A 22,102-nucleotide genomic window follows, 5' to 3' on the forward strand; every position below is an offset into this window, starting at 1 on the left:
AAATGATGCGTAATTTACGATTGACTTTTGTACTGTTAGTCCTCTTGCTATGTATCTCAGGCTGTGCTTCGGATGTTAAGGATATTGAGAAATTGAATTATGCATCGGCAATTGGCGTGGACTACAAGGATGGAAAATATCACGGTTATATCCAGTTTATTGATTTTCAATCGATCGCTAAATCGACTGAAGGAAAGAAGCAAACAGCGAAAATTTGGGTGGGCGAGGGGGTAGGAAGCTCTTTTGAAGAGTCCTTCTTTGCTCTATATCAAACCGCACAAGAACGAATTTATTGGGGGCATTTGACTTCTGTTATCGTGAGCGAAGCGGCTTTCAAAAGAGGATTTGGAGAAATCTACGATAGTATTGTTCGATATTATGAATTTCGTTTAACGCCTTGGGTATTCGGGACAAGAGAATCGGTAAAGGATATTCTCAGCACAGGTGGTTTTCTAGGACAGTCTCCGCTGAGCACCATTCTCCATGAACCGGAAGGAATTTATGCTCAAAGCTCTACTATAAAACCGATTAAGCTCCACCGATTAATCGGAGAGATATATGAACCTGGCTATACTTCTTGTATTCCAGTACTAGCTTTAAACAACAAGCAATGGAAGGAAAAAAACAAAAACGAGCCCAAACTGATGATTGATGGGGCTATATTTCTCAAAAACGAAGCTTATCAAAGCTACATCCCATTAAAAAAACTGTCTGGACTGCGCTGGATGCAACAGGGGACACTTCGTGCAGGTGTATCTGTACCTAAAAATACGCAGGAAACCGTTCAAATTGTTGTAGAAAATCCTAAAACCAAGTTGAAGCTTGTAAGTGCGGAAGGAAAACCTAAATATAATATTGAGATTAAAGCGAAAGCTTATATCGTAAGCCAGACCAAGAACAGCTTTCTTGGGCTGCAGCAATTAACTGACGAGACCAAAAAAACAATCGATCAAGAAATTGTTGATTTATTCCGTACAGGAAAAGAGACGAAGACAGATGTCTTAAATCTTGAACATGATTTATATCGACACCATTACCGCCAGTGGAAAGCCAGCTCTCCGGCAGGGGAACTGCTGTTAAAAGAAAATCCAATTAATGAAGTCAAAATTGACTTGAATATTGTGCATTCGAGTTCTGAAAAGTATTCTGTTACAAACCATAAAGACCCTTCGAAATAATAAAAAGCGATGCTGTGATTATTTCAAGTAACCAAACTGCCTTGAAATTTCTTTAGCCGTTTTTAAGACTTTATTCGTATAGGAAATGATTCGATTTTCATCCATATGATGTATGGAGCTAATTAAAGTAAGTGCGGAAATAACCTGACCGTTCGAGTCTCGAATTGGAGATGAAATGGAAACTAAGTTTTCGTTGAATTCCCCAATTACGACGCAATAATCCTTTTTCCGAATACGTTTCAGTTCCTCTTTCAACAGGGAGGGGTCAGTAATTGTTTTTGAAGTAAACTTGCTAAGAGGTTGGTTCAACATTTTGTTCATATCAAGCTCATTTTGAAAGGCTAAAAGCATTTTTCCGGAACTCGTGCAATGTAGCGGATTTCTCCCTCCCACAAAAGAACCGATGTCTTCTTTACTTGAACCCTCTCTTTGATAAATATAAGCTACTTCATTTTCCTCCAATACTGCTATTCGGAGTGCTTCGGAGGTTTCTTGCGCGAGACGCTCAATGAAGGGGCTTGCTGCTTCAGCTAAGTCCTCAAAGGACATAACCATAACATGATATAACGATACGATGCGTTGGCCAAGTCTGTATTTATGAGAAACTGGATCTTGAAAAACAAAACCTTCGCTCAGCAAGGTAGACAGCAGGCGGCTGGTTGTGCTTTTACCTAGACCTAATTCTTTGGCCAGCTCCGTTAGTCTTTTATCAGGCGTTTGCACAGTAAACAATTTTAATAAACGTAGTGCGTTTTTAACAGAAGAGAGCGTCTGCGGATTTGTATTCGGCACGAGTTGAAACCCCATTCTCCGATGTATATTTTAATTTAATAATTCCGTATACAGGAACAATTACATTGTTTGCGTCGACTTTGCCTATTATTATACATACATAAGAGCTCTTATCCAATCAAGTTTTTTAGAAGGAGGAGTAGTTGACAAGTGGAACATTTTTGATTTTGCAATCAGACTCAATCATGATTTGATAACGCTTACAAATTTACAAGAGGAACGAATGTTTGAATGAACGGCCTGATAAAAGTAAATTAGAAAAGGGAGCTGAACAAATCATGGTTATGGATGAAGAGTACAAAAAATTAGTTTCTTTGATGGAACAACGAGTTGAGGTCAATAAGCATAAAGGGCTTGATATTGTCATTAAAAATATTCCTGATTCCGATGTAGAAGGGGATCTGGACCCAAGGGTGATGAATGTTACTTTGGATATGCTGAAGGCGATGGCTTCCGGACCCAAGATGGAATTTGGTTCACTCGCTGCGGATAACATCGGTCAACTCAGAGCTATGATGGGATGGCCAAACGTAGATGTTACCGTTACCGAAATTGAAACAGATCATAAAACGATTGATGGCAAAGATGGTCCGATTCCTATCCGTATCTATTCGCCGCAAAAGAGCGGGCCTATGCCAGCAATTGTGTTTTTCCATGGTGGAGGTTTTATCGGGGGTTCTGTAGATAGTGTTGAAAACCCGTGCAAGTGTTTGGCAGAAAAGGCAGGGGCCGTTGTGGTGAACGTTGACTACCGCTTAGCGCCGGAGAATCCTTATCCTGCCGGACTTACCGATTGTTTTGATGCGGTCAAATGGGTATATGAGCATGCAGCTGAAATCAATGTCAACCCGGAACAAATTGGAGTGGCAGGCGACAGTGCAGGCGGGAATTTGTCAGCTGTGTGCTCTCTGATGGATAGGGATTTAGGAACCGGTATGATTAAATATCAGGCGTTGCTCTACCCTACGGTTAGCATGAGCGGCGTTGCTACCGATGATTTTGAATGGAATATGGAAGAGTATACCGTTAACCACAACCACGAACTTATTCAGGGAATCATATGGGCATTAGGCAGTTCTACGGGGCTTGAGAACATTTATTTGGATGGAAATACTAAAGTAACCGATCCTTATGTATCACCGTTGTTAGCAGACGATTTGAGCGGTTTGCCAGCAACCCTTATTATTGAAGCGGAATATGATTATCTGAGATTGGAAGGCGAGGCTTATGCCAGAAAATTAATTAGATCAGGTGTCAAGACGAAGATGATTAGATACAACGGTGTAGACCATGCTTTTATGGACAAAATAGGGCTATATCCGCAAGCGGAAGATTGTATGAACGAAATCGCAAAAGGATTAAAGGAATTGTTTGGTTAACAAATGATGCCCGTAACCTTGTGTAGAGGCTGTTTCAAAAGTAGAACTACTTACTTTTGAAGCAGCTTTTTTTGTTTTGTGAACAGATGATTATGCACTATAGATGACTCTTTCGAGTCATTTGGTTAAAAGTATACGTTGTTAAAATAAGAGAAGTACTTTTAGGAGAGTAGGTGAACCATTGCGAAAAATAATTATAGCAGCGGGGTTATTGTGTTTCATTCTAGTTTGCTTAGCAGCTTGCTCTGCTTCGGCTCCAGTGACAAACGACCCTGCAGCCATTGAGGTGAACTTGAGGACAGATCCTGACAAGCCAGTATCAGGCTCGCCGATAGAACTTATGGCAGATTTCACGGGAGCTGAGCTTACCGATTCCTCAGGGATGACATTTGAAGTCCGCGTGAAAGAGGAGCCTGTGTTTTTTGAGGCAAACAAGGAAGGACAAAATGTATTTAGCGGCACGTACACATTTCCAGAGCCGGGTACATACGAGGTCTACATGCATCTGTATACCGACGATATCCATGTGACGAAAAAGAAGCAGGTAGAGGTGCAATGAGAGCAGCTGTACAGAAATTAATGTTTGGTTTAATTGTGGCAATGCTGCCTATTTTGATTGGGGCAAGCAGTGTAAAGGCAGAAGCAACGGCGAAATCGTTGCAGATGTTGATTAATGAGGCCCAGGCAGGCGATATTCTGCTGCTTTCTTCAGGAACATATGAAGGCCCCATAATGATTGATAAACCGTTGCAACTGGCAGCAGAGTCTGGCGCAGAGGTTACGATTAAAAATACATCTGAAAAATCAGCCATACAAATAAAGGCTAACAACGTTTCTATCACTGGAATTAACATTTTGGATGAGAAGATTAAGAGAGACCCTACTATTTTAGTGCAAGCGAATGGCGTTTTACTGGATGGTTTGCAAATACACACTGGCTCCTTTGGTATCAAGATGAGGAAAGCAAATAACGGTGAAGTTCGAAACACAAGAATTGATTGGGTTGGCGTAGCTCAGAATCGTCCATTGAAACTTTCTGACAAAGGAAATGGAATAGACCTGTATGAGTCGAATGGGAATAACTTCGATGGAAATACGATTTCTTCTATGCACGATGGCATTTATATGGAGAACAGCGATGATAATTTAATTGAAAATAATCATTTTGAGCTGTTGCGTTATGGTGTGCATTGCATGTATACCAAAGGGACGGTCATTCGCAAAAATTACGGCAATCTGAACATTACTGGAGCAATGATTATGGCTGTTCGTGATGTCGAGGTTTCTGGAAACCGATTCAATAAACAAAGTGAAAGTGTTAATTCCCAAGGCATTTTATTGTTTGACGCACATGATACATCAATCATAGGCAATCATGTCGAGGGAAATCGCGTCGGGCTTTATGTTGAACAATCCACGCAAAACAAAATAGAAGACAATGCTGTAATCGGTAATTTTATTGGGATACAGTTGCTAGATGCTAAAGATAATGTGATCACTAAAAATCAGTTTGTAGGTAATGTGGCAAGCGCAGAAGCAAAAAATAGTATTGGCAATGCGCTAGACGGTAACTACTGGGATTCCTTCCAAGGCATTGATACGGATGGCGATGGCAGAAGCGAAATAGCCTATGCATTAAATCCTTTTTTTCAAAGTCTTGTTAAGGCGAAGCCAGGTTTTCAATTGTTTTTTCAGTCGCCAGGTATGATCTTTCTCGAAGATCTCTATCAGTCGGATAGACAGCTCTGGTCAACAGACTTTTCCCCGTTGATGCAGCCAAATGGGAAACTGAAAGCTATATTACCGACACAAACGCTGCTGCATTCTGCATTAGTTGGCAGTGGACTTTTGATTTTGGCGCTTTTTATCATTTATATGGGGGTAAGAAAAAGATGAAAACGGGACGATTAGGTGCAGCGCTTTTATTAATTGTTATTTTGATGCTGGCAAGCGCTTGTGGGGCCAAGGAATACAAGCCGCAAGCCATTAACGAAGAAACGGATAAATGCGTTATCTGCAATATGGCAATAAAGGATGATCCTTACGCAACCCAAATCATAACGAAGGACGGGCAGTCTTTAAAATTTGATGATATTGGATGCATGAATAAGTGGAAAGTTGAGAACGGAACCGAAACATTAGGTGCAGAGTTTGTTAGAGATCATAATAGCGGAGATTGGGTTAAATATGAGAAAGCTTATTATGCTTACGATGCTGAGTATATTACGCCAATGGCTTATGGCGTTATTGCCTTTGAGGATAAAGCGTCCGCTCAAGCTTACATCGACGAGCAAGGTAAGGGACAGCTCCTTAGCTCGGATGAGCTTGCTCATCATAAATGGGAAGTTAACCGAGAAATGATGGATATGGAAGACATGGAGAAGCACAATGAAAGCATGCATTCCGATGAAAGCAAAGATGAGATGAACATGGGCCATGAAACGGAAGGTAACCAGTCGTGATTCAGACGATTTATTTTGCAATAAGGGAATTGAAGTTAGGGTTTCGCAATCCGTGGGCCTATTCGTTTATGGGCCTTTTTGCATTATTTATGCTCAGCCTGCTCTTAATTAACGCGCAAGGTTATGTTCAGGGCTATTCTGGCATTACGGGAACAACGCTTAATCTAGTCTTATATTTATTGCCATTGATGTCCCTGCTGCTCGGCTCGTTTTCTTTGACCGCAGAGAAGGAGGACGGGAGCTGGGAGCTATTATCGACATATCCTATCAGCACCTGGTCATTTATGCTCGGGAAATACTTAGGGCTCGCAGTTGTGCTGCTAGTCATCGTTTTTGTAGGTTTTGGCGCTGCGGGTCTTCTTGGTTTGGCCGCTGGATCAGGCTTTGGATTGCAGACATATGTGCAGCTGCTATCCTTTTCCGCCAGCATTGCTTTGTTTTTTCTTGCCATTGCTCTGCTCATAGGTACACTCGCGAAAAATCGCTGGCAAGCTTTAACGATTGGTGTAGCCATTTGGTTTTTTGCCATTATCGGCTGGCCGCCATTGCTTATTTCCGTCCTTGGTTTCATGCCATATCCCGTTATCAAGCCAGCAGTTACTGTACTCACCTTTGTTAATCCGGCAGAGCTTTCCAGGCTATTTACAGTCGTGAAGCTTGGCGGGGGAGCCATATTAGGCCCGGAATATTATGAATGGATCAATTGGATCAAGCAGCCTGCGGGGAGTATAGGTTTCGCTTTTACAGCTGTTCTATGGATAGGATGCGTGATCACAGCTGCACAGTTCATTTGGGAGAGGAGGCGATCACGTGCCTGATCCTTTAGTGAAGCTTGAAGGCGTCAAGAAATCAATAAAGAAGCAAGTCGTCATTAATGCGCTTGATTTGAACGTGGAACGAGGTCGAATTTTGGCTTTGTGCGGAGGAAATGGCGCTGGCAAAAGTACGATTTTAAGAATGATTGCAGGTATATCACAGCCTGACAGCGGTATTATTGCTGTTCAAGGCTTGCGCTGGAAAGAGGATCGCAAGCGTTATGCTGAGCTTATAGGTTACATGCCGGATGATTTTCGGTTTGGTACTGGATTAACAGCTTATGAAACACTGGCATTTTGGGCGTCGCTGCGAGGGGTACCAAAACTAAGAGTACAGGAAGTGCTGGAGGAGGTAGGCCTTGCGGATACTGGGAAAAAATCAGTATCCTCCTTCTCGAAAGGAATGCGACAACGTGTATTGTTTGCACAGGCTTTATTGGCCAAGCCGCCCATTGTATTGATGGATGAGCCTACTAATGGTCTCGATCCATACTGGATTGAAACCTTCGTACGTATGGTGAAAGAAATCGCAGCGAATGGCCAAACTGTTATTTTTTCAACCCATCAACTTCACGTGGCAGAGGCGCTTGCTAACCGAATTGCTCTGTTAAGAGGCGGTCATATTGAGCTTGAAGGTTCTTCTGTACAGATTCGGGAGCAATTAGGCGCGAGAGGACTTCAGGATGCATTCGCAGAGTGGTTTGGATTAACGGGCAGCCTTAACGGATTTTAATTATTCCCTTATACACAAAACAAATCCCCCGGCCTGTTTAGGCGGGGGATTTGTTGCATCTATTCTTTAATGATGATGTCCGCTCTCCACAGGTGCAGGTTCACCAGAATGTTGTGCGCTCTCCAGCATTGTTAGCTTTTCAATCGCATCCTTGCCAATCGCAAAGCGTTTGGTCGGCATAACCTGATCGTTTGCAAAATGAATGCGAGATTGGACAACATAAAGGCCTTCCTTAGCAATTGGATGCGTGACACTATATACGCCAGGCGACAATTGTTCTGCTTGTATGGTCACGGCGGAAGACTGGTTGTCTTCCTGCCAGATGATGAATTGTGCTTGATCTGCGTTTATCATCGGCTTACCGCTCTTAAGGACTTCTACGGAGAAATGGTTTGGTTTTTCAATTTCGATGTTCTCAGGCAAAAGAAGATTAACGGTTAGATGAGGCGGTAGACCGCTCTCGTCAACATCAGCAGCTTTGGCAGTGCAGCTACATAACAATACGACAAGAAGAAGCGGCAATACCGACTTATACAAACGGCGGATGGTTACATTCATAAGTACATTCTCCTTAAGCTTAGACCGAGAACCAGTGCCGTAGCGACTTTATTCTGCGGAGGATGAATAGATCGAGGACAAGAACAACGAGAATCGATAAGCCAACTAAGGGCATTAAAGCGCCGCATGCCAACATGATGATCAGTACGCCAATCGTTATTTTTCTGCTCTTTGGTTTGGCTGGAGCGCCAAGTTTGCCTTCAGGCTTACGCTTGCGCCACATTACATAAGAGCTTATGGCTACCAGAATAAGTCCCATGCAGGCAATTAATCCAAGCAGCTGATTGGCTAAGCCAAATAGGGTGCCTTCATGAAAAGCGATGCCATATGAAATCGCTTTGGCCATAATACCATAATCTGCAAAGCGTACATCTGTCAGTACTGCTCCGCTATATTGATCGATGTGAAGCGTTACATCCTTACCCGGTGTGGGATGCGATGTGGATACAGTAAATACACCACTTTCTCCTATAGGGATTGTAATCGTGTAGGGTTTCAGAACATGACGCTGATCAGCAATAGCTTCCATTTCATTCATGCTTAAAGGTACATAACCTCCTAGTACAGAAGCAGGAACGGGTAAACTTTCTGCTGCCCAAGGCAAATCCTCGGCAATATCTTTGGCGACCGTAACGGATTCGGGTTTTGCGCCAAAGATGGAAGCGAAGGGAGGCGTATTCGTGTTCGTTGAATTAGCCAGCTTATCGATTTGTCCACCCATAATCCCAGACCATGGCAGTCCTCCAGCTATAATGGCTAACAAAACGAGGGATATCCAGAAGGCAGGAAGCGCATGCAAATCTCTCCAGAAAATACGGCTTCCGGGTTTACTGAGCCTTGGAAGAATAGTTCCCCATATGGCAGCTTTATTGCGAGGCCACCAAAGGAATAAACCGGTCAATAACATGATGATCGCCCAGCATGCTGCAAGTTCTACCAGACGGTTGGCAAAGGTACCGCCTATAACGAGCTCGCTGTGCATTTTTTTGAAAAAAGCGGAAAATGTTTTGTCGCTGTTCATCATGCCAAGTACATTGCCTGTGTAAGGATCCACATACATCGTTGTGGAGGTTCCATTCCGGCTTACCGACATTTTGTAGCTTGATTTAGGATCATCGTCGAGCGTAATAGACGATACTATAGTGCCTGGATAAGCTTTTGTTGTTTTTTCAATCATTCCCTCAGGCGGCATCTTGGTTGTTCCAACTTCACGAACAGTAAGCATATCTTTGTACAAATATCCCTCGATTTGCGGTTTGAATAAATAGACAGAGCCGCTGAATGCTAAAACGATCAAGAAGGGTGCAAAAATAATACCTGCGTAAAAATGCCATCTCCATACCGACTGATAAATGGCTTGGCGTATTCCTGTTGATGCGCGTTTTTTCATCCCGGGTTCAGATGTGTTTAATTTTTCTACTGGCATATTGCTCATAAAACGTTACCCCGTTCCTGTAATAATAAAATCTTATTTATTATAACGTCATGAAGGATAACTTCGGATGACTCGATAGAGCTATCATTTCAAATCTAAAAAAGGTGTAAATATCACAATAGTATACTTTTAGATACCCTGTTCCTCGAAAGTACGTACTTCCATTACCTATTTAAAAGAGTAATAATAGGGTCATAACAAAAAGTAATTAACTTAAATTAGATAAGAGAGAGGTTGATATATAGTGGAAAAATATCGTATTGATCAAAGCAAAGGAATAGAGTTTGGGCTTTACTCTCTAGGGGATCATTTACCCAACCCGCATACGGGTGAGCGGATCTCTGCACAGCAGCGCATTAAAGAAATCATTGAAGCGGCCAAATTATCTGAACAAGCAGGTCTTGATGTGTTCAGCGTTGGTGAAAGTCATCAGGAATACTTTGTATCCCAAGCCCATGCAGTTATTCTTAGCGCTATTGCTCAGGCGACAGATAAAATTAAAATATCAAGCTCAGCATCGATTATAAGCACTTCTGATCCCATTCGTGTCTATGAAGACTTTGCGACGATCGATTTGATATCGAGTGGACGAGCAGAAATCGTGGCTGGCAGAGCATCACGAATCGGATTGTTTCAATTGCTTGGGTATGATCTTCGTGATTATGAAGAGCTGTATGAAGAGAAATTCGAGCTGTTAAATGTAATCAATAATCAGGAGACGGTTACATGGAATGGACATTTTCGTGCTCCTCTTAACGATGCAAAAATATTGCCACGCCCGTTAAACGGCTCTTTACCGATATGGCGTGCAGTAGGCGGATCGCCAGCTAGTGCGATAAAAGCTGGAATGGCAGGGGTGCCAATGATGCTGGCGACATTAGCGGGTCCGTCATCAAGCTTCAAATTATCTGTTGACGCCTACCGAAGAGCTGCTGAACAAAGTGGTTTTGACCCAGCAGCGCTGCCAGTTGCAACCACTAGCTTGTTTTATGTAGCGGAAACCTCACAGCAAGCGATGAAGGAAGCGTACCCTCATGTTAACAAAGGTATGGAATTTTCTAACGGACGCGGTTTTCCGAAGCAGCATTTTGTTCAAGGTGCCGATACCCGCAATGCTTTGATGGTCGGAAGTCCTCAAGAAATTATTGAAAAAATTCTATATCAATATGAGCTGTTTGGTCACCAGCGTTTTCTCGCTCAAATCGAATTTGGCGGCGTATCATTTGAAAAAATCATGGAGATGATTGAAACCATTGGTACTGTTATTTTACCCGCTATAAAAAAATATACAGCAGCGAAATAATAGGACGGATTTATTATGAAAATCGTTGGTTTGTCGGGATCAATCGTGGGCTCAAAAACAAGAACAGCAATGAATTACACTTTGGAATCGGTCAAAAAGCAAAACCCTGATGCGGAAGTGACGTTAATTGATTTGGCCGATTATACGATTCAATTCAGCGATGGTCGAAATTACTTGGAATATGAAGGAGATACGGGCTACGTTACGAAAACCATTATGGATGCAGATGCCATTATTATTGGGACACCCGTCTTTCAAGCTTCCATTCCAGCTACTTTAAAAAATATTTTTGATTTGCTGCCCGTTAATGCTTTTCGCGATAAAATTGTGAGTATGCTTGTAACAGCGGGGTCATCCAAGCACTATTTAATTGCAGAACAACAATTGAAGCCAATTTTAGCTTATATGAAAGCTCAGATCGTGCAAACCTATGTGTTTATTGAAGAGAAGGACTTTCAGCGGAAAGAAATTGCGAATGACGATGTTATCTTTCGAATTGAACGTTTGGTAGAGGATACCGTTGTATTGACCGAAACATTTACCAAGATTCGTGAACAGAAAGAAGAAAAGTACGATTTCTAAGACAGCTGCTTGAAGACGTTGCAGTCCCGTTGTGCCATAGAGTAAAAAGATGAACAGAAGAGTTCATCTTTTTTACTTAAAGGCTATTTTGATTCTTTTTTTGCATTTTATACAAGGTGTGCTTGGTGCCCCATTCGTGCATAATATCGAGAACAGGTTCTATGCTCTTGCCGTATTCTGTTATGGAATATTCTACTTTTGGCGGTACTTGAGCATATACTTTTCGAGAGATGATGTCCTCTTCTTCGAGCTCACGCAGCTGTTGGGTTAACATTTTCTACGTTATTCCTGGTAGATTTCGTTTCAACTCACTGAATCTGTTTGTGCCTGAATGCATAAGATGCAACAAAATGAGGGGCTTCCATTTGCCTACTAAGATACTAAGGGCATCATCTACATTACATAACTCGGGCTGCTTGTCCATTTCGTTTCGTTCCACCTTACAGTATTTTTGTATACTATAGTACATGTAAGCTTGTACTTACTATGAGTGATTTCATTATTCATATTAGCATCATAAAGTGTGATTAGAAAGCGATCGTTGAAGTGCGCGCTTTTGCAGCCAAAATCCTCCATACGAATGGAGGTTATTTTGCGTTTATAATTAAGTGCCTCTAGTTTCCAAACCCCAGTGTAGATGATATTATCCTTATGGTTGTACAATATAATCAGGACTTTCATTATCATCTCATTTATATGGTCTGAATACGCTGCAAGTGTTCACTTTTACTATTGGAGGCTTTATTTGTGAAAAAAAATGTTGACTCGGAGTGGGCAGAATCCCACTTTCCATTATATACGGCTGAGAGTATTGATTCGATTTATAGTACAACGAATCGCCCAATGTATGAAATAAACGAGAGCTTAACGGTGCTGATTGCAATTGTTAGCGGCAAAGGCAGCCTTCGGATCAAGGATCAGCTCTACGAGCTGATGGAAGGCAGCGTTATCCTCGTTCCAGCGAACACAGAGGCAGTACTGAGTGCAAATATGATGCATCCTCTTCATATGTACAAGCTTGCTATAAATACCCGAAAGCAGGCGAATTCTCAGTCATCAGGCACAATGATGAGAAAGAGTGAGGCAGCATCAAATTCTAGTGTTCATTTTTTTCCTAATGAACCTGCGATTACAGCATCTGTGGAGGAGCTATATATTCACCGATTGCCAGGAAATGAAATCCGCCATGTACAAAATCAAATTGTGTTTCATCAAATTATTCTCCAATTGCTAGAGGGGCAAGAGGCTAAGTTTGCCTCAAGCGAAAAACCATCTATGGAACGCAGCATTACTTACTTAGAGAGCCACTTTAGTGAAAAAATAACGCGTGAGCAATTAGCAGAAATTGCAGGTGTAAGTCGGTCCCACTACTCCATTCTCTTTAAGCAGTTAACCGGGTTTTCGCCAAGCGATTACTTATCGCGCCTTCGTGTGCATCGTGCCAAGGAGCTATTGATTTGCGGTTCGGGCACGCTCAGGGAAATTGCCCTGAAGGTTGGGTACAAGGATGAATTTTATCTCAGCCGGCGTTTTAAACAGGAAACGGGGGCAGCACCTTCGGCGTACAACCGAGGCACTTTCAAGAGAGTGGCTGTATTGCTGACACCCTATGCGAGCCATCTGCTTTTACTTGGTTTGGAGCCGGCGGTAATCATCTCGGACAGCAGTGAATATTTGAATACGTCCGGACTTCAATCGCCTCAAACCATGATGTTTATAAACGCTGACTGTTCGGCAGAACAAGTAATATCGTTATTGCTCGAAAACAATATTGAGCTGATTATTGCGGCAAAACAGCATTTGGACGAGTATGGGCTGAATGCAGAACAATTACGGGCAGTTGCGCCTATTGTGGAAATATCATGGATGGAATTTGGCTGGAAAGAGCATCTTCGTCTTATCGCTCAAGTTATACAGAGAAGAGATAAAGCGGAGCAGTGGCTAACAGAGTATCAGAGAGAGGAACAGCTCGCGCGTTCCTTGGTTCAGCAAAGCAGAGCCGCGCAAGAAATTATAACGATTCTTGTCATCAAGCCTGAACATTTGCTCGTTTATGGAGCGCGCAATGTCGGATGTGTGGTTTATCAATCGCTCGGATTACAGCCTCCTGCACGGATCAAGGAGGATATGGACAAGCTTGGCGATAAATTTCATTCCATTCCGATTAAGATATCGGAGCTTGCACAATATGCTGGTGATCGAATATTAGTTATCGTTTTTCCTGATGCGAAAGGATCAACTGCTCATTCAGATGTAATATTCAAATCTAATTATTGGAGTCAGCTTCCTGCCGTACAGCAAGGTAACGTACATCTGCTCAGTCATGATGAATGGATTCCATACAATCCTGTATCTATTCGTTTGCAGCTTCAACGTGCTGTATCTTTGTTCACAAGCAACTAATAGTCCAAGTTAATTTCCCAACAAAAAGGCATGGATCAGAGGATAATGCATCCCTATAATAACGTTATGGTAATGAAAATGATAATTATTTTCAATGCCTATACATGATAGCAAAAGAAAAGGGAGAGAGTCATCTTATGAAAAAGCTTTTTGTTCCGTTCGTTCTATCTTTAGTTCTTATTCTGAGCGCTTGCGGCGGCAATCAAAACAATAATGCAAGCAGCACGCCTGAAGTATCATCCACGGATGCACCGAAAAATGAGACGTCACCATCAACAACTTCAGATTCGGGCACCTTTACTTATCAATCAGAAAATGGACCTGTGAAAGTTCCGACCAATCCACAACGCGTCATTGTAATTACAAGGTTCTTAACAGGTAACGTTATGGCGTTAGGTGTGCCGCTTGTCGGCGTGGATGAAATGTCCAAGGATAACCCAAACTTTAAAGAAAAGCTGGCAAATACAGAAGCAGTTACAGATGAAAGTCTTGAAAAAATTATCGAGTTGAATCCAGATCTTATTATTGGACTATCCGATATTAAGAACATTGACAAACTTAAGCAAATTGCTCCAACAGTTACTTATACTTATGGCAAAGTAGATTTCTTAACGCAACAGATTGAAATTGGCAAGCTGTTGAATAAAGAGCAGGAAGCTAAAAACTGGGTCGATGATTTTAACGCGCGTACGAAAAAAGTTGGCGAAGAAATCAAAGCAAAAATCGGTGCGGATGCGACAGTTTCGGTTATCGAGACATTCAATAAGCAGCTTTATGTTTATGGTGACAATTTCGGCCGCGGAACTGAAATCCTCTATCAACAATTCGGGCTAGGCATGCCTGAGAAAGTTAAAGAAGCGACGAAAGCAGAAGGATTTTTCGCAGTTTCAACGGAAGTTCTGAAGGACTACAGTGGGGATTATGTCATTTTCAGCAAAAACGCAGATGAAGACAATACGTTCCAAGACACAGAGACGTACAAAAATATTGCTGCTGTCAAAAACCAACACGTTTTTGAAGCTGATGCCAAAGCGTTCTACTTTAATGACCCGCTTAGCATGGAATATCAATTAGAATTTTTCATTCAAAATTTTCTAGGAAAATAAAATAAAGAAGAGAGTCCAATGAAAAGTAAACGACAATCTGTTTTAATTTCATATAAGCTCATAGGCTGCTTACTCATGGTTGTTCTGAGCTTCTTTCTATCCATGAAATTCGGAGCAGCGGATACGACATTTCGAGAGCTGTGGCTGGCTATCACGACCAACGTGAAGGACGATAATATTCTCGTCCTTCGCGAGATCCGGCTGCCTCGTGCGATAGCAGCGATATTGATTGGTGCTGCTTTCGCCGTATCCGGCGCTATTATGCAAGGGGTCACACGCAATCCACTTGCAGATCCAGGCTTGCTAGGTCTTACTTCCGGCGCTAACATGGCGCTCGCGCTGGCTTTTGTATTCATACCGGGGCTGAATTATTTCGGCATCATGCTTGCTTGTTTCCTCGGAGCTGCTCTTGGAGCAGCGCTAGTCATGGCTCTTGGCGCAACTCGGCGAGGAAGATTGTCTCCGATGCGAATTATACTTGCTGGAGCAGCCGTTTCAGCTTTTTTGTACGCGATCTCAGATGGCGTCAGCATCTTTTTCAAAATTTCCAAGGATGTAACGATGTGGACTGCTGGAGGATTGATCGGAACAACTTGGTGGCAGCTTCAAGCCATTGCGCCGGTCATTCTTATTGGCATTGCGGCAGCTTTGATTCTCTCGAACCAAGTAGGCATACTGAGTCTGAGTGATGAGGTAGCGATGGGGCTTGGACAAAAGCTGATGATGATCAAAGCGATTTTGTTCGTTCTAGTTATTGTACTTACTGGTGCTTCGGTTGCGCTTGTTGGCAATATGGCCTTTGTAGGTTTGATGATTCCGCATATCGTGCGTAGGTTCGTAGGTACCGATTATCGGCATGTCATGACCTTCTCCGCTTTTGCAGGAGCAATCTTCATGCTGCTCGCTGATATGCTGAGCCGGACGATTAACGCACCTTATGAGACGCCTGTAGCAGCTATAGTTGCTATGCTGGGTTTGCCTTTCTTCTTATTCGTCGTGCGTAGAGGAGGGAAAGCATTCTCATGATATTGTCAGCTCTCATTCGCAAACAACGATTGATTCTGCTAGCCAGTTTTGTACTGATTGTTGTTACAGCTGTCATTAGCATGGGAGTAGGGTATTCAAAGCTGTCGTTTGACAGACTGCTTCCAGTGCTGCTTGGCCATGGCACCTTCAAAGAGGATTTTGTCCTGTTTTCCGTACGTTTGCCGCGGATCTTGATCACCTTGCTGTCGGGTATGGCACTTGCACTGGCTGGTTCAATATTGCAAAGCGTCACTCGCAACGATCTCGCAGATCCTGGAATAATCGGCATCAATTCTGGAGCAGGCGTGGCTATCGCGATATTTTTTCTCTACTTCCCGATCGATGTAGGAACATTCGTTTATATTTTGCCGTTAGTCGCTTTCATTGGTGCATTGCTCACAGCGGCTCTAATCTATTTTTTCTCGTACAGCCGAACACGTGGGCTTGACCCCATTCGACTGGTACTAGTCGGTGTCGGTTTCTCGATGGCGCTGTCGGGGATTATGATCGTAATTATTTCCTCAGCAGAACGCTCGAAGGTCGATTTTATCGCAAAATGGATTGCAGGTAATATATGGGGTGCGGATTGGCCGTTCATCTGGGCTTTGCTTCCATGGCTGTGCTTACTCATTCCGTTCACCTTGTATAAGTCACATCGGCTCAATCTTCTTTCATTGAACGAAGAAACAGCGGTTGGTGTCGGTCTAAAGCTTGAACGGGAACGTCTCGTGTTGATTCTAACCGCGGTTGCAGCATCTGCGTCAGCTGTATCGGTTACAGGAGGAATTGCCTTTGTTGGATTGATGGCACCACATATTGCGAAAGCATTGGTTGGTCCACGCAATCAGCTGTTCATTCCTGTCGCTGTTTTGCTCGGCGGATTACTGCTGTTAGTGGCGGATACGATTGGCCGCAATATCGTCGATCCTGACGGTATACCTGCCGGCATCATGGTTTCATTGATCGGCGGACCGTATTTTGTTTATTTACTGCTCAAAAAATAACAGTGTCCTAGCTTCATGAAAAGAATATTTGAAGAGAGCAATGCACTATTTTGGGCAAAAAACAGCATCTCGAGATCTTGTACTAAACGGAGCACAGTTACTCAAATGTGTAATTTTTTCTACTTTTCAAAAATTGTTGTTTACGTTAGAACAGATTTTTGATAATATAATCGCAACATTCAAATGCGATGAAGAGATGAGTAAATAAATGAATTCTTTCACAGAGAGCTCCGTTAGCTGAAAAGGAGTAAGAGTTCCTTATTGAACAAAGACTTAGAGCAGCACATCGGAACCGGGTTACGGGGATGGTGTGACAGGAGCTCCTGTTACAGAGCTAGAGTATAAGCATGCACTTGCATAGCCGTACTTGAAGAGGTTAATATGGCGACATATTGACGAATCTGGGGTGGTACCACGAGCATATTAATCTCGTCCCTAAGACTTACCATAGTCTTGGGGGTGGGATTTTTTTTATTGGTGCAAAGCTTACTCAACGTACATTGTATATAAGGTATAACAAATTAAAATATTCGAATCGTTAGTTACAGAATGATTAAACGATATAGAAAGGATTGAATATCTAATGACACAAAAATTAAAAGTAGGTATTGTTGGAGGAACAGGCATGGTGGGCCAGCGGTTTGTTGACCTGCTGGATCAGCATCCTTGGTTTGAGGTTACAGCTATTGCAGCTAGCGCCAGCTCGGCAGGTAAAACTTACGAGCAGTCGGTACAAGGCAGATGGAAGCTCACCAGCCCTATTCCTGAAGCTGTAAAAAATATTGTCGTTCTGGATGCTTCGAAAGTAGAGGAAGTTGCTAATCAGGTCGATTTTGTTTTTTGTGCAGTCGATATGAAAAAAGATGAAATCAAAGCGTTGGAAGAAGCTTATGCAAAAACAGGCACGCCTGTTGTATCCAACAATTCAGCTCACCGCTGGACGCCTGATATTCCTATGGTCATTCCAGAGATTAATCCTGGTCATTTGGAAGTCATTGCAGCACAGAGAAAGCGCCTTGGAACAGAAACTGGATTTATTGCTGTTAAGCCGAACTGTTCCATTCAGAGCTATGTACCTGCACTTCATGCACTGCTTGATTTCAAACCACAAGTTGTCATTGCAGCGACGTATCAGGCGATATCTGGAGCAGGCAAAAACTTTACCGATTGGCCTGAAATGTTAGACAACGTCATCCCTTATATTGGCGGCGAGGAAGAAAAGAGCGAGCAGGAGCCTCTACGCATTTGGGGCAGCATCGAAAATAATGAAATCGTAAAAGCGAACGCACCTTTAATTTCAACACAGTGTATCCGCGTTCCCGTATTGGATGGACATTTGGCAACTGTGTTTGTTTCATTCGAAAACAAACCTTCGAAAGAAGAAATTCTCGATCGTTGGCAGCAATTCAAAGGTCGTCCGCAGGAGCTTGGCTTGCCAAGCGCACCGAAACAGTTTATTACGTATTTTGAGGAAGAGAACAGACCGCAAACGAGACTAGATCGTGACATTGAACAGGGCATGGGCGTTTCAGCGGGAAGATTGCGTGAAGACTCTGTATACGATTATAAATTTGTAGGACTATCTCATAATACAATACGTGGAGCTGCGGGCGGTGCTGTGCTGATTGCCGAGCTTCTTAAAGCAGAAGGCTATATTCAGGCAAAGTAAGCAGCGCATAAGCTTTTTAAAATGATTAACAGGTTCATAATGATTAAAGGCCATCCTTTGGGATGGTCTTTTTTTATGTATCATGTTGATTTTTTTAGCTGCTTTCCACACCATTAGATTTACAGTAAGTTAATATGTATTTGAGATGGTGAAAACAATTCGTGCCTATAATTGTGGTATGTAGACTGTTTGTTACCGATTCGTTTTGTTTTGTTGAACAATTACATGCTTTGAACAAGGAGAGATTGGATTGAAACGCATAGCGATTGATATGGATGAGGTAATGGCGGATACTGCGGGTGCGCATTTGGAATGGTACAACAGGGATTTTAACGATAACCTGCTGATTACGGATTTACATGGAACAACCTTGTCGGAATTGAGGCCTCAGCTAAAAAAAGAAATAGACCGTTGTTTTGACAATGAAGTTTTTTTTCGCGAACTAAAAGTTATTGAACATAGCCAAGAAGTCATACGCGAGCTCAGTCAATTTTATGAGATTTATATTACGACTGCTGCGATGGAGGTTCCGGCATCATTTAAAGCCAAGTACGAGTGGTTACTCGAGCACTTTAGTTTTCTAAACAATATGAATTTTGTGTTTTGCGGAAATAAGAGTGTCATTCACGCTGATTATTTGATTGATGACAATGTAAAGCAGCTTGAACGTTTTCGAGGTCAAGGCATTCTTTACGATGCTCCGCACAATATTCATAAGACCGGGTATGTTCGGGTGCATAACTGGGGTGAAGTAAGGGATTATTTCATGGACAAGGAACGACAAACAGACGATCTTAATGTAGAGAAGGATGGTTGAGCACTATGGAACAAGGACGTGTCATGCAGATTCCGCAGCGGAAGCAGCCTGTCAATGTGTTGACGCATTGGATATTTGATTCTGTGAACACATTGTCTGGTTCGATTGAGGAAAGGAATTTGGTTTTAAACGATGTAAGTGGCAGCGGGAATCATATTAAGATGGTTACGACGCAGGATGTTTTGGAGCAGCCTGATAAGGTTCTGCTTGGATGGATGGAAGGAAGCCGTGACGAAGCGGGATTGACTTTTCAAAATGATCGATGTATTAAAGGAAGCGGTAGTTATTTTCAAACGGTGGAGAATGCTCCTATTAACCTTGACCGATTAGAACATGGGTACACGATTGAAGCAATCGTTCAATTGCCTGAGCCATTTCATGAGGATAAACATAGCTGGATGGGGGTGCTTACGAGACAGGGCAGGGGCGTTGACATCGGCAACTCGGGAGAAAATGAGCTGCTCGCGACATTGTCTGTTTCGAACTGCAAGGAATACCAATGGATATGTCATCCAACGAATCGATCATCCTCGGTAACGAGCTGGTCGCGTTATTTGAATCCAGGACAATGGCATCATATCGCAATTGTGAACGATAGGGAACAAACGCTCATGTATGTGAACGGAATTTGTGATTACAGCAGTCCTGCCAAATCTATTGTCGGCGTTTCTGGAGTTGAAGGCAAAGTATGGAATATTGGAGCATCGGAGTGGGGCGGTCACTTGGATCAATTATTTTCCGGAACCATTCGAGAAATCCGTATTGCTAATGAGCCTCTGGACAGAGCGGATTGGTTGCAAAACATTAGTCCACAGCAAGTTCTTCAAGGTACGAATGAGCATGTTTCACTTTTGCAGCAGGAAACCAATTACAATTTCGCTTTTATTCCAGATGCTCAGAAGCTGGTCTACTTAAATCCGGAAATGTTTGAAGCACAGGTTGATTGGATTGTGAATAATGAGTTGAGCAGCAAAATTGCAATGACTGCCTTTGTAGGTGATATTGTCGATCATAGTGATGCCTTAGAGGAGTGGGAACGTTCCTCCAGTGCAATCTCTGCTATGGATCAGTCGCGAACCCCGTATTTGATGACAGCTGGAAATCATGACTATAATGAGGAAGATACGTATTTGAATTATTTTGGCCCAGAACGTTTTCTCAGCAAGGATTATTATAAGGGCAGTTCACCATCAAGATATAGCTCATATGGCATTGTCCAGGCTGGAAGCTATCATTATTTGTGGTTAATGGTAGATATGCAGCATCTAATGAAGGACATGGCATGGTGTAAAATAGTGCTTGAAAAGCATAGCGAGATGCCAACTATTCTTGTTTCGCATGATATTTTATATACAACGGGTGATAGTCAGAATCTAATTTCACATGAATCGGAAAACGGGAAAATCATATGGGATGAGCTGGTTGCTCCCTATAACCAAGTGTTCATGACGGCTAATGGGCATTATAACGGCAATTTTCATCAAACAAGGCAGAACAATTCAGGTCACGAGGTTATACAGCTGCTAATCAATTATCAAGACAGCTACCGCGGCGGCAATGGTTGGATGAGATTGGCTCAATTTAACGAGAACGACAATCATATTTGTTTTCAAACCTATTCTCCTTGGGTGGACATGTTAGGGCAAAGCGAATCTTTGACCTATCCGGATTATCGCTATTTAACAGGAAAATATGATTCGTTTACCATTTCATTTGATTTTAAAAAACGGTTTTCCTTTGTGAACAATAGCTTAAGGCTAGAAATGGAGTGATCTTTGAATGTCTCTTTTATCAGAAGATCGAAAACAGTATATTCTCGTTCAGCTGGATACCTTCGGGAAGGTGCAGGTCATTTCGTTAGCAGAACAGCTTCAGGTTTCTCTTGAAACGATTAGACGTGATCTGTTTGTGCTGGAGGAGGAAGGAAAGCTTAAACGTGTATATGGGGGAGCTGTAAAGGTGCAATATGAGAAAGGCGAGCCACCCTATCAGCAGCGTCAAATTCTCAATCTTGAAGCTAAACAGGTGATTGGGCAGCGAGCGGTAGATCTGATCAATGACGGAAACACGATTTATATGGATACTGGTACAACGATTCATGAAATGGCACGAGCTCTGCGAGGCAAAAAAAGGATAACAGTTATTACCAACTCCTTAACGGTAGCGAATCTTCTAACGGAATCATTAACGCAAGGTCTGTTTAACGGACGAGTCATTATTTTGGGAGGCGAAATCTCGCCAGAGCAGCAATCAGTCAGCGGTCATATATCACAGGAAATACTTAAAAACTTTTACGTGGATAGAGCTTTTGTTTCCGTAGGCGGTATTTCAATCGAGACAGGAATAAGCGATTACGATATGAATGATTCCGTTATTTCAAAAATGATTATATTGAAGGCGAAGGAAGTGATCGTGTTAGCGGATCACAGCAAAATTAGTATACAGGCATTTTGCCATATTGCGCCTTTAGAATCGATTGATGTTGTCGTATGTGAGAAGGACCATCCTGAAGCATGGGCACAAGAGCTCGAAATAAAAGGGATTACTTGGATTAACGCAAGTCAAATCAATTAAGCGAGAAGAATCGGACGCAGCTCCGGTTCTTCTTTTTTATTTTGCGAAAATGATTAGCTAAAAATATAGGTACGGCTAGATTTTTGGCTTGAAATTGAACAATTATACAACAAACAACAACATCGGGCTTAATGATACCTTATTATTACGAAAATACCACGATAACAATCTTTAACTACACTATAAATATCACAACAACAGTAATAAGTGCTTCATTAATTACTCATTAGAGAAATTTTGAAATTAGAAGAATAGGAGAATGCTTT

The 22,102-nt window shown here is 42.4% G+C and carries 20 protein-coding genes, 1 pseudogene and 1 other annotated feature; of the genes and pseudogenes, 17 read left to right on the forward strand and 4 right to left on the reverse strand.

Going from position 1 to position 22,102, the window contains the following annotated elements:
- Positions 1-2 precede the first annotated feature (2 nt).
- Positions 3-1,178 (forward strand): Ger(x)C family spore germination protein, encoded by a 1,176-nt coding sequence (locus ACIFSR_RS16805; protein WP_430058545.1) that lies wholly within the window; start codon positions 3-5, stop codon positions 1,176-1,178.
- Between the two features lie 18 nt (positions 1,179-1,196).
- Here the strand turns inward: ACIFSR_RS16805 and ACIFSR_RS16810 are convergent, their stop codons facing one another.
- The gene (locus ACIFSR_RS16810) at positions 1,197-1,970 is read right to left on the reverse strand and encodes an IclR family transcriptional regulator (RefSeq protein WP_430058547.1); all 774 of its coding nucleotides are present in this window, start codon (positions 1,968-1,970) and stop codon (positions 1,197-1,199) included.
- Positions 1,971-2,254: 284 nt separating this feature from the next.
- Between ACIFSR_RS16810 and ACIFSR_RS16815 the strand changes: the two genes are divergently transcribed.
- From ACIFSR_RS16815 to ACIFSR_RS16840, 6 genes are all read left to right on the forward strand, one after another.
- Positions 2,255-3,349, forward strand: coding sequence for an alpha/beta hydrolase (locus ACIFSR_RS16815; RefSeq protein WP_430059319.1), 1,095 nt, complete (start codon positions 2,255-2,257; stop codon positions 3,347-3,349).
- A 181-nt stretch (positions 3,350-3,530) separates the two neighbouring features.
- Positions 3,531-3,908 carry a hypothetical protein gene (locus tag ACIFSR_RS16820; protein WP_430058549.1) on the forward strand — a complete coding sequence of 126 codons (378 nt, stop codon included), beginning with the start codon at positions 3,531-3,533 and terminating at the stop codon, positions 3,906-3,908.
- Positions 3,905-5,245 carry a right-handed parallel beta-helix repeat-containing protein gene (locus ACIFSR_RS16825; protein WP_430058551.1) on the forward strand — a complete coding sequence of 447 codons (1,341 nt, stop codon included), beginning with the start codon at positions 3,905-3,907 and terminating at the stop codon, positions 5,243-5,245. The genes ACIFSR_RS16820 and ACIFSR_RS16825 overlap by 4 nt, the downstream gene beginning before the upstream one ends.
- On the forward strand, positions 5,242-5,811 hold the full coding sequence (locus ACIFSR_RS16830; protein ID WP_430058553.1) for a nitrous oxide reductase accessory protein NosL: 570 nt from the start codon (positions 5,242-5,244) through the stop codon (positions 5,809-5,811). Before ACIFSR_RS16825 ends, ACIFSR_RS16830 begins: the two co-directional genes overlap by 4 nt.
- Positions 5,808-6,629: an ABC transporter permease gene (locus tag ACIFSR_RS16835; RefSeq protein ID WP_430058555.1), complete on the forward strand. Its 822-nt coding sequence runs from the start codon at positions 5,808-5,810 to the stop codon at positions 6,627-6,629. The genes ACIFSR_RS16830 and ACIFSR_RS16835 overlap by 4 nt, the downstream gene beginning before the upstream one ends.
- On the forward strand, positions 6,622-7,359 hold the full coding sequence (locus ACIFSR_RS16840; RefSeq protein ID WP_430058557.1) for an ABC transporter ATP-binding protein: 738 nt from the start codon (positions 6,622-6,624) through the stop codon (positions 7,357-7,359). Before ACIFSR_RS16835 ends, ACIFSR_RS16840 begins: the two co-directional genes overlap by 8 nt.
- Positions 7,360-7,425: 66 nt before the next feature.
- On the opposite strand, the gene ACIFSR_RS16845 is transcribed toward ACIFSR_RS16840, so the two are convergent.
- Positions 7,426-7,917: a FixH family protein gene (locus tag ACIFSR_RS16845; RefSeq protein ID WP_430058560.1), complete on the reverse strand. Its 492-nt coding sequence runs from the start codon at positions 7,915-7,917 to the stop codon at positions 7,426-7,428.
- A gap of 19 nt (positions 7,918-7,936) precedes the next feature.
- The gene (locus ACIFSR_RS16850) at positions 7,937-9,352 is read right to left on the reverse strand and encodes a PepSY-associated TM helix domain-containing protein (protein WP_430058563.1); all 1,416 of its coding nucleotides are present in this window, start codon (positions 9,350-9,352) and stop codon (positions 7,937-7,939) included.
- Positions 9,353-9,596: 244 nt separating this feature from the next.
- On the opposite strand from ACIFSR_RS16850, the gene ACIFSR_RS16855 reads away from it, so the two are divergent.
- Positions 9,597-10,655: an LLM class flavin-dependent oxidoreductase gene (locus tag ACIFSR_RS16855; protein ID WP_430058565.1), complete on the forward strand. Its 1,059-nt coding sequence runs from the start codon at positions 9,597-9,599 to the stop codon at positions 10,653-10,655.
- A gap of 15 nt (positions 10,656-10,670) precedes the next feature.
- Positions 10,671-11,237: an NADPH-dependent FMN reductase gene (locus ACIFSR_RS16860; protein WP_430058568.1), complete on the forward strand. Its 567-nt coding sequence runs from the start codon at positions 10,671-10,673 to the stop codon at positions 11,235-11,237.
- A gap of 76 nt (positions 11,238-11,313) precedes the next feature.
- Here ACIFSR_RS16860 and ACIFSR_RS16865 read toward each other — a convergent pair.
- Positions 11,314-11,661, reverse strand: a pseudogene (locus ACIFSR_RS16865) (winged helix-turn-helix transcriptional regulator).
- 323 nt (positions 11,662-11,984) lie between these two features.
- On the opposite strand from ACIFSR_RS16865, the gene ACIFSR_RS16870 reads away from it, so the two are divergent.
- From ACIFSR_RS16870 to ACIFSR_RS16905, 8 genes are all read left to right on the forward strand, one after another.
- Positions 11,985-13,640, forward strand: coding sequence for an AraC family transcriptional regulator (locus ACIFSR_RS16870; RefSeq protein WP_430058571.1), 1,656 nt, complete (start codon positions 11,985-11,987; stop codon positions 13,638-13,640).
- A 137-nt stretch (positions 13,641-13,777) separates the two neighbouring features.
- Positions 13,778-14,746, forward strand: coding sequence for an iron-hydroxamate ABC transporter substrate-binding protein (locus tag ACIFSR_RS16875; RefSeq protein WP_430058574.1), 969 nt, complete (start codon positions 13,778-13,780; stop codon positions 14,744-14,746).
- A gap of 18 nt (positions 14,747-14,764) precedes the next feature.
- Positions 14,765-15,772 carry a FecCD family ABC transporter permease gene (locus ACIFSR_RS16880; protein ID WP_339202933.1) on the forward strand — a complete coding sequence of 336 codons (1,008 nt, stop codon included), beginning with the start codon at positions 14,765-14,767 and terminating at the stop codon, positions 15,770-15,772.
- Positions 15,769-16,776, forward strand: a complete 1,008-nt coding sequence (locus ACIFSR_RS16885; protein ID WP_430058577.1) for a FecCD family ABC transporter permease — start codon at positions 15,769-15,771, stop codon at positions 16,774-16,776. The genes ACIFSR_RS16880 and ACIFSR_RS16885 overlap by 4 nt, the downstream gene beginning before the upstream one ends.
- Positions 16,777-16,955: 179 nt before the next feature.
- Positions 16,956-17,216 (forward strand) — a binding site (T-box leader).
- Between the two features lie 143 nt (positions 17,217-17,359).
- Positions 17,360-18,445 (forward strand): aspartate-semialdehyde dehydrogenase, encoded by a 1,086-nt coding sequence (gene asd / locus ACIFSR_RS16890; protein ID WP_430058580.1) that lies wholly within the window; start codon positions 17,360-17,362, stop codon positions 18,443-18,445.
- Between the two features lie 250 nt (positions 18,446-18,695).
- Complete coding sequence (locus ACIFSR_RS16895) at positions 18,696-19,262, forward strand: 5' nucleotidase, NT5C type (RefSeq protein ID WP_339202928.1); 567 nt, start codon at positions 18,696-18,698, stop codon at positions 19,260-19,262.
- Positions 19,263-19,267: 5 nt separating this feature from the next.
- Entirely contained in the window at positions 19,268-21,034 is a 1,767-nt protein-coding gene (locus ACIFSR_RS16900) for a LamG-like jellyroll fold domain-containing protein (protein WP_430058584.1), read from the forward strand.
- Positions 21,035-21,041: 7 nt separating this feature from the next.
- Complete coding sequence (locus tag ACIFSR_RS16905; protein ID WP_339202926.1) at positions 21,042-21,836, forward strand: DeoR/GlpR family DNA-binding transcription regulator; 795 nt, start codon at positions 21,042-21,044, stop codon at positions 21,834-21,836.
- The last annotated feature ends 266 nt before the right edge of the window (positions 21,837-22,102 follow it).

Source organism: Paenibacillus sp. NRS-1760, from assembly GCF_050467785.1.
In the GTDB taxonomy this organism is placed as follows: domain Bacteria; phylum Bacillota; class Bacilli; order Paenibacillales; family Paenibacillaceae; genus Pristimantibacillus.

Coding starts and splice junctions, on each gene's coding strand:
- ACIFSR_RS16845 (WP_430058560.1), bottom strand. CDS start 7,917: ATGAATGTAACCATCCGCCGTTTGTATAAGTCGGTATTGCCGCTTCTT.
- ACIFSR_RS16905 (WP_339202926.1), top strand. CDS start 21,042: ATGTCTCTTTTATCAGAAGATCGAAAACAGTATATTCTCGTTCAGCTG.
- ACIFSR_RS16880 (WP_339202933.1), top strand. CDS start 14,765: ATGAAAAGTAAACGACAATCTGTTTTAATTTCATATAAGCTCATAGGC.
- ACIFSR_RS16815 (WP_430059319.1), top strand. CDS start 2,255: ATGGATGAAGAGTACAAAAAATTAGTTTCTTTGATGGAACAACGAGTT.
- asd (WP_430058580.1), top strand. CDS start 17,360: ATGACACAAAAATTAAAAGTAGGTATTGTTGGAGGAACAGGCATGGTG.
- ACIFSR_RS16850 (WP_430058563.1), bottom strand. CDS start 9,352: ATGAGCAATATGCCAGTAGAAAAATTAAACACATCTGAACCCGGGATG.
- ACIFSR_RS16805 (WP_430058545.1), top strand. CDS start 3: ATGATGCGTAATTTACGATTGACTTTTGTACTGTTAGTCCTCTTGCTA.
- ACIFSR_RS16885 (WP_430058577.1), top strand. CDS start 15,769: ATGATATTGTCAGCTCTCATTCGCAAACAACGATTGATTCTGCTAGCC.
- ACIFSR_RS16830 (WP_430058553.1), top strand. CDS start 5,242: ATGAAAACGGGACGATTAGGTGCAGCGCTTTTATTAATTGTTATTTTG.
- ACIFSR_RS16900 (WP_430058584.1), top strand. CDS start 19,268: ATGGAACAAGGACGTGTCATGCAGATTCCGCAGCGGAAGCAGCCTGTC.
- ACIFSR_RS16860 (WP_430058568.1), top strand. CDS start 10,671: ATGAAAATCGTTGGTTTGTCGGGATCAATCGTGGGCTCAAAAACAAGA.
- ACIFSR_RS16875 (WP_430058574.1), top strand. CDS start 13,778: ATGAAAAAGCTTTTTGTTCCGTTCGTTCTATCTTTAGTTCTTATTCTG.
- ACIFSR_RS16825 (WP_430058551.1), top strand. CDS start 3,905: ATGAGAGCAGCTGTACAGAAATTAATGTTTGGTTTAATTGTGGCAATG.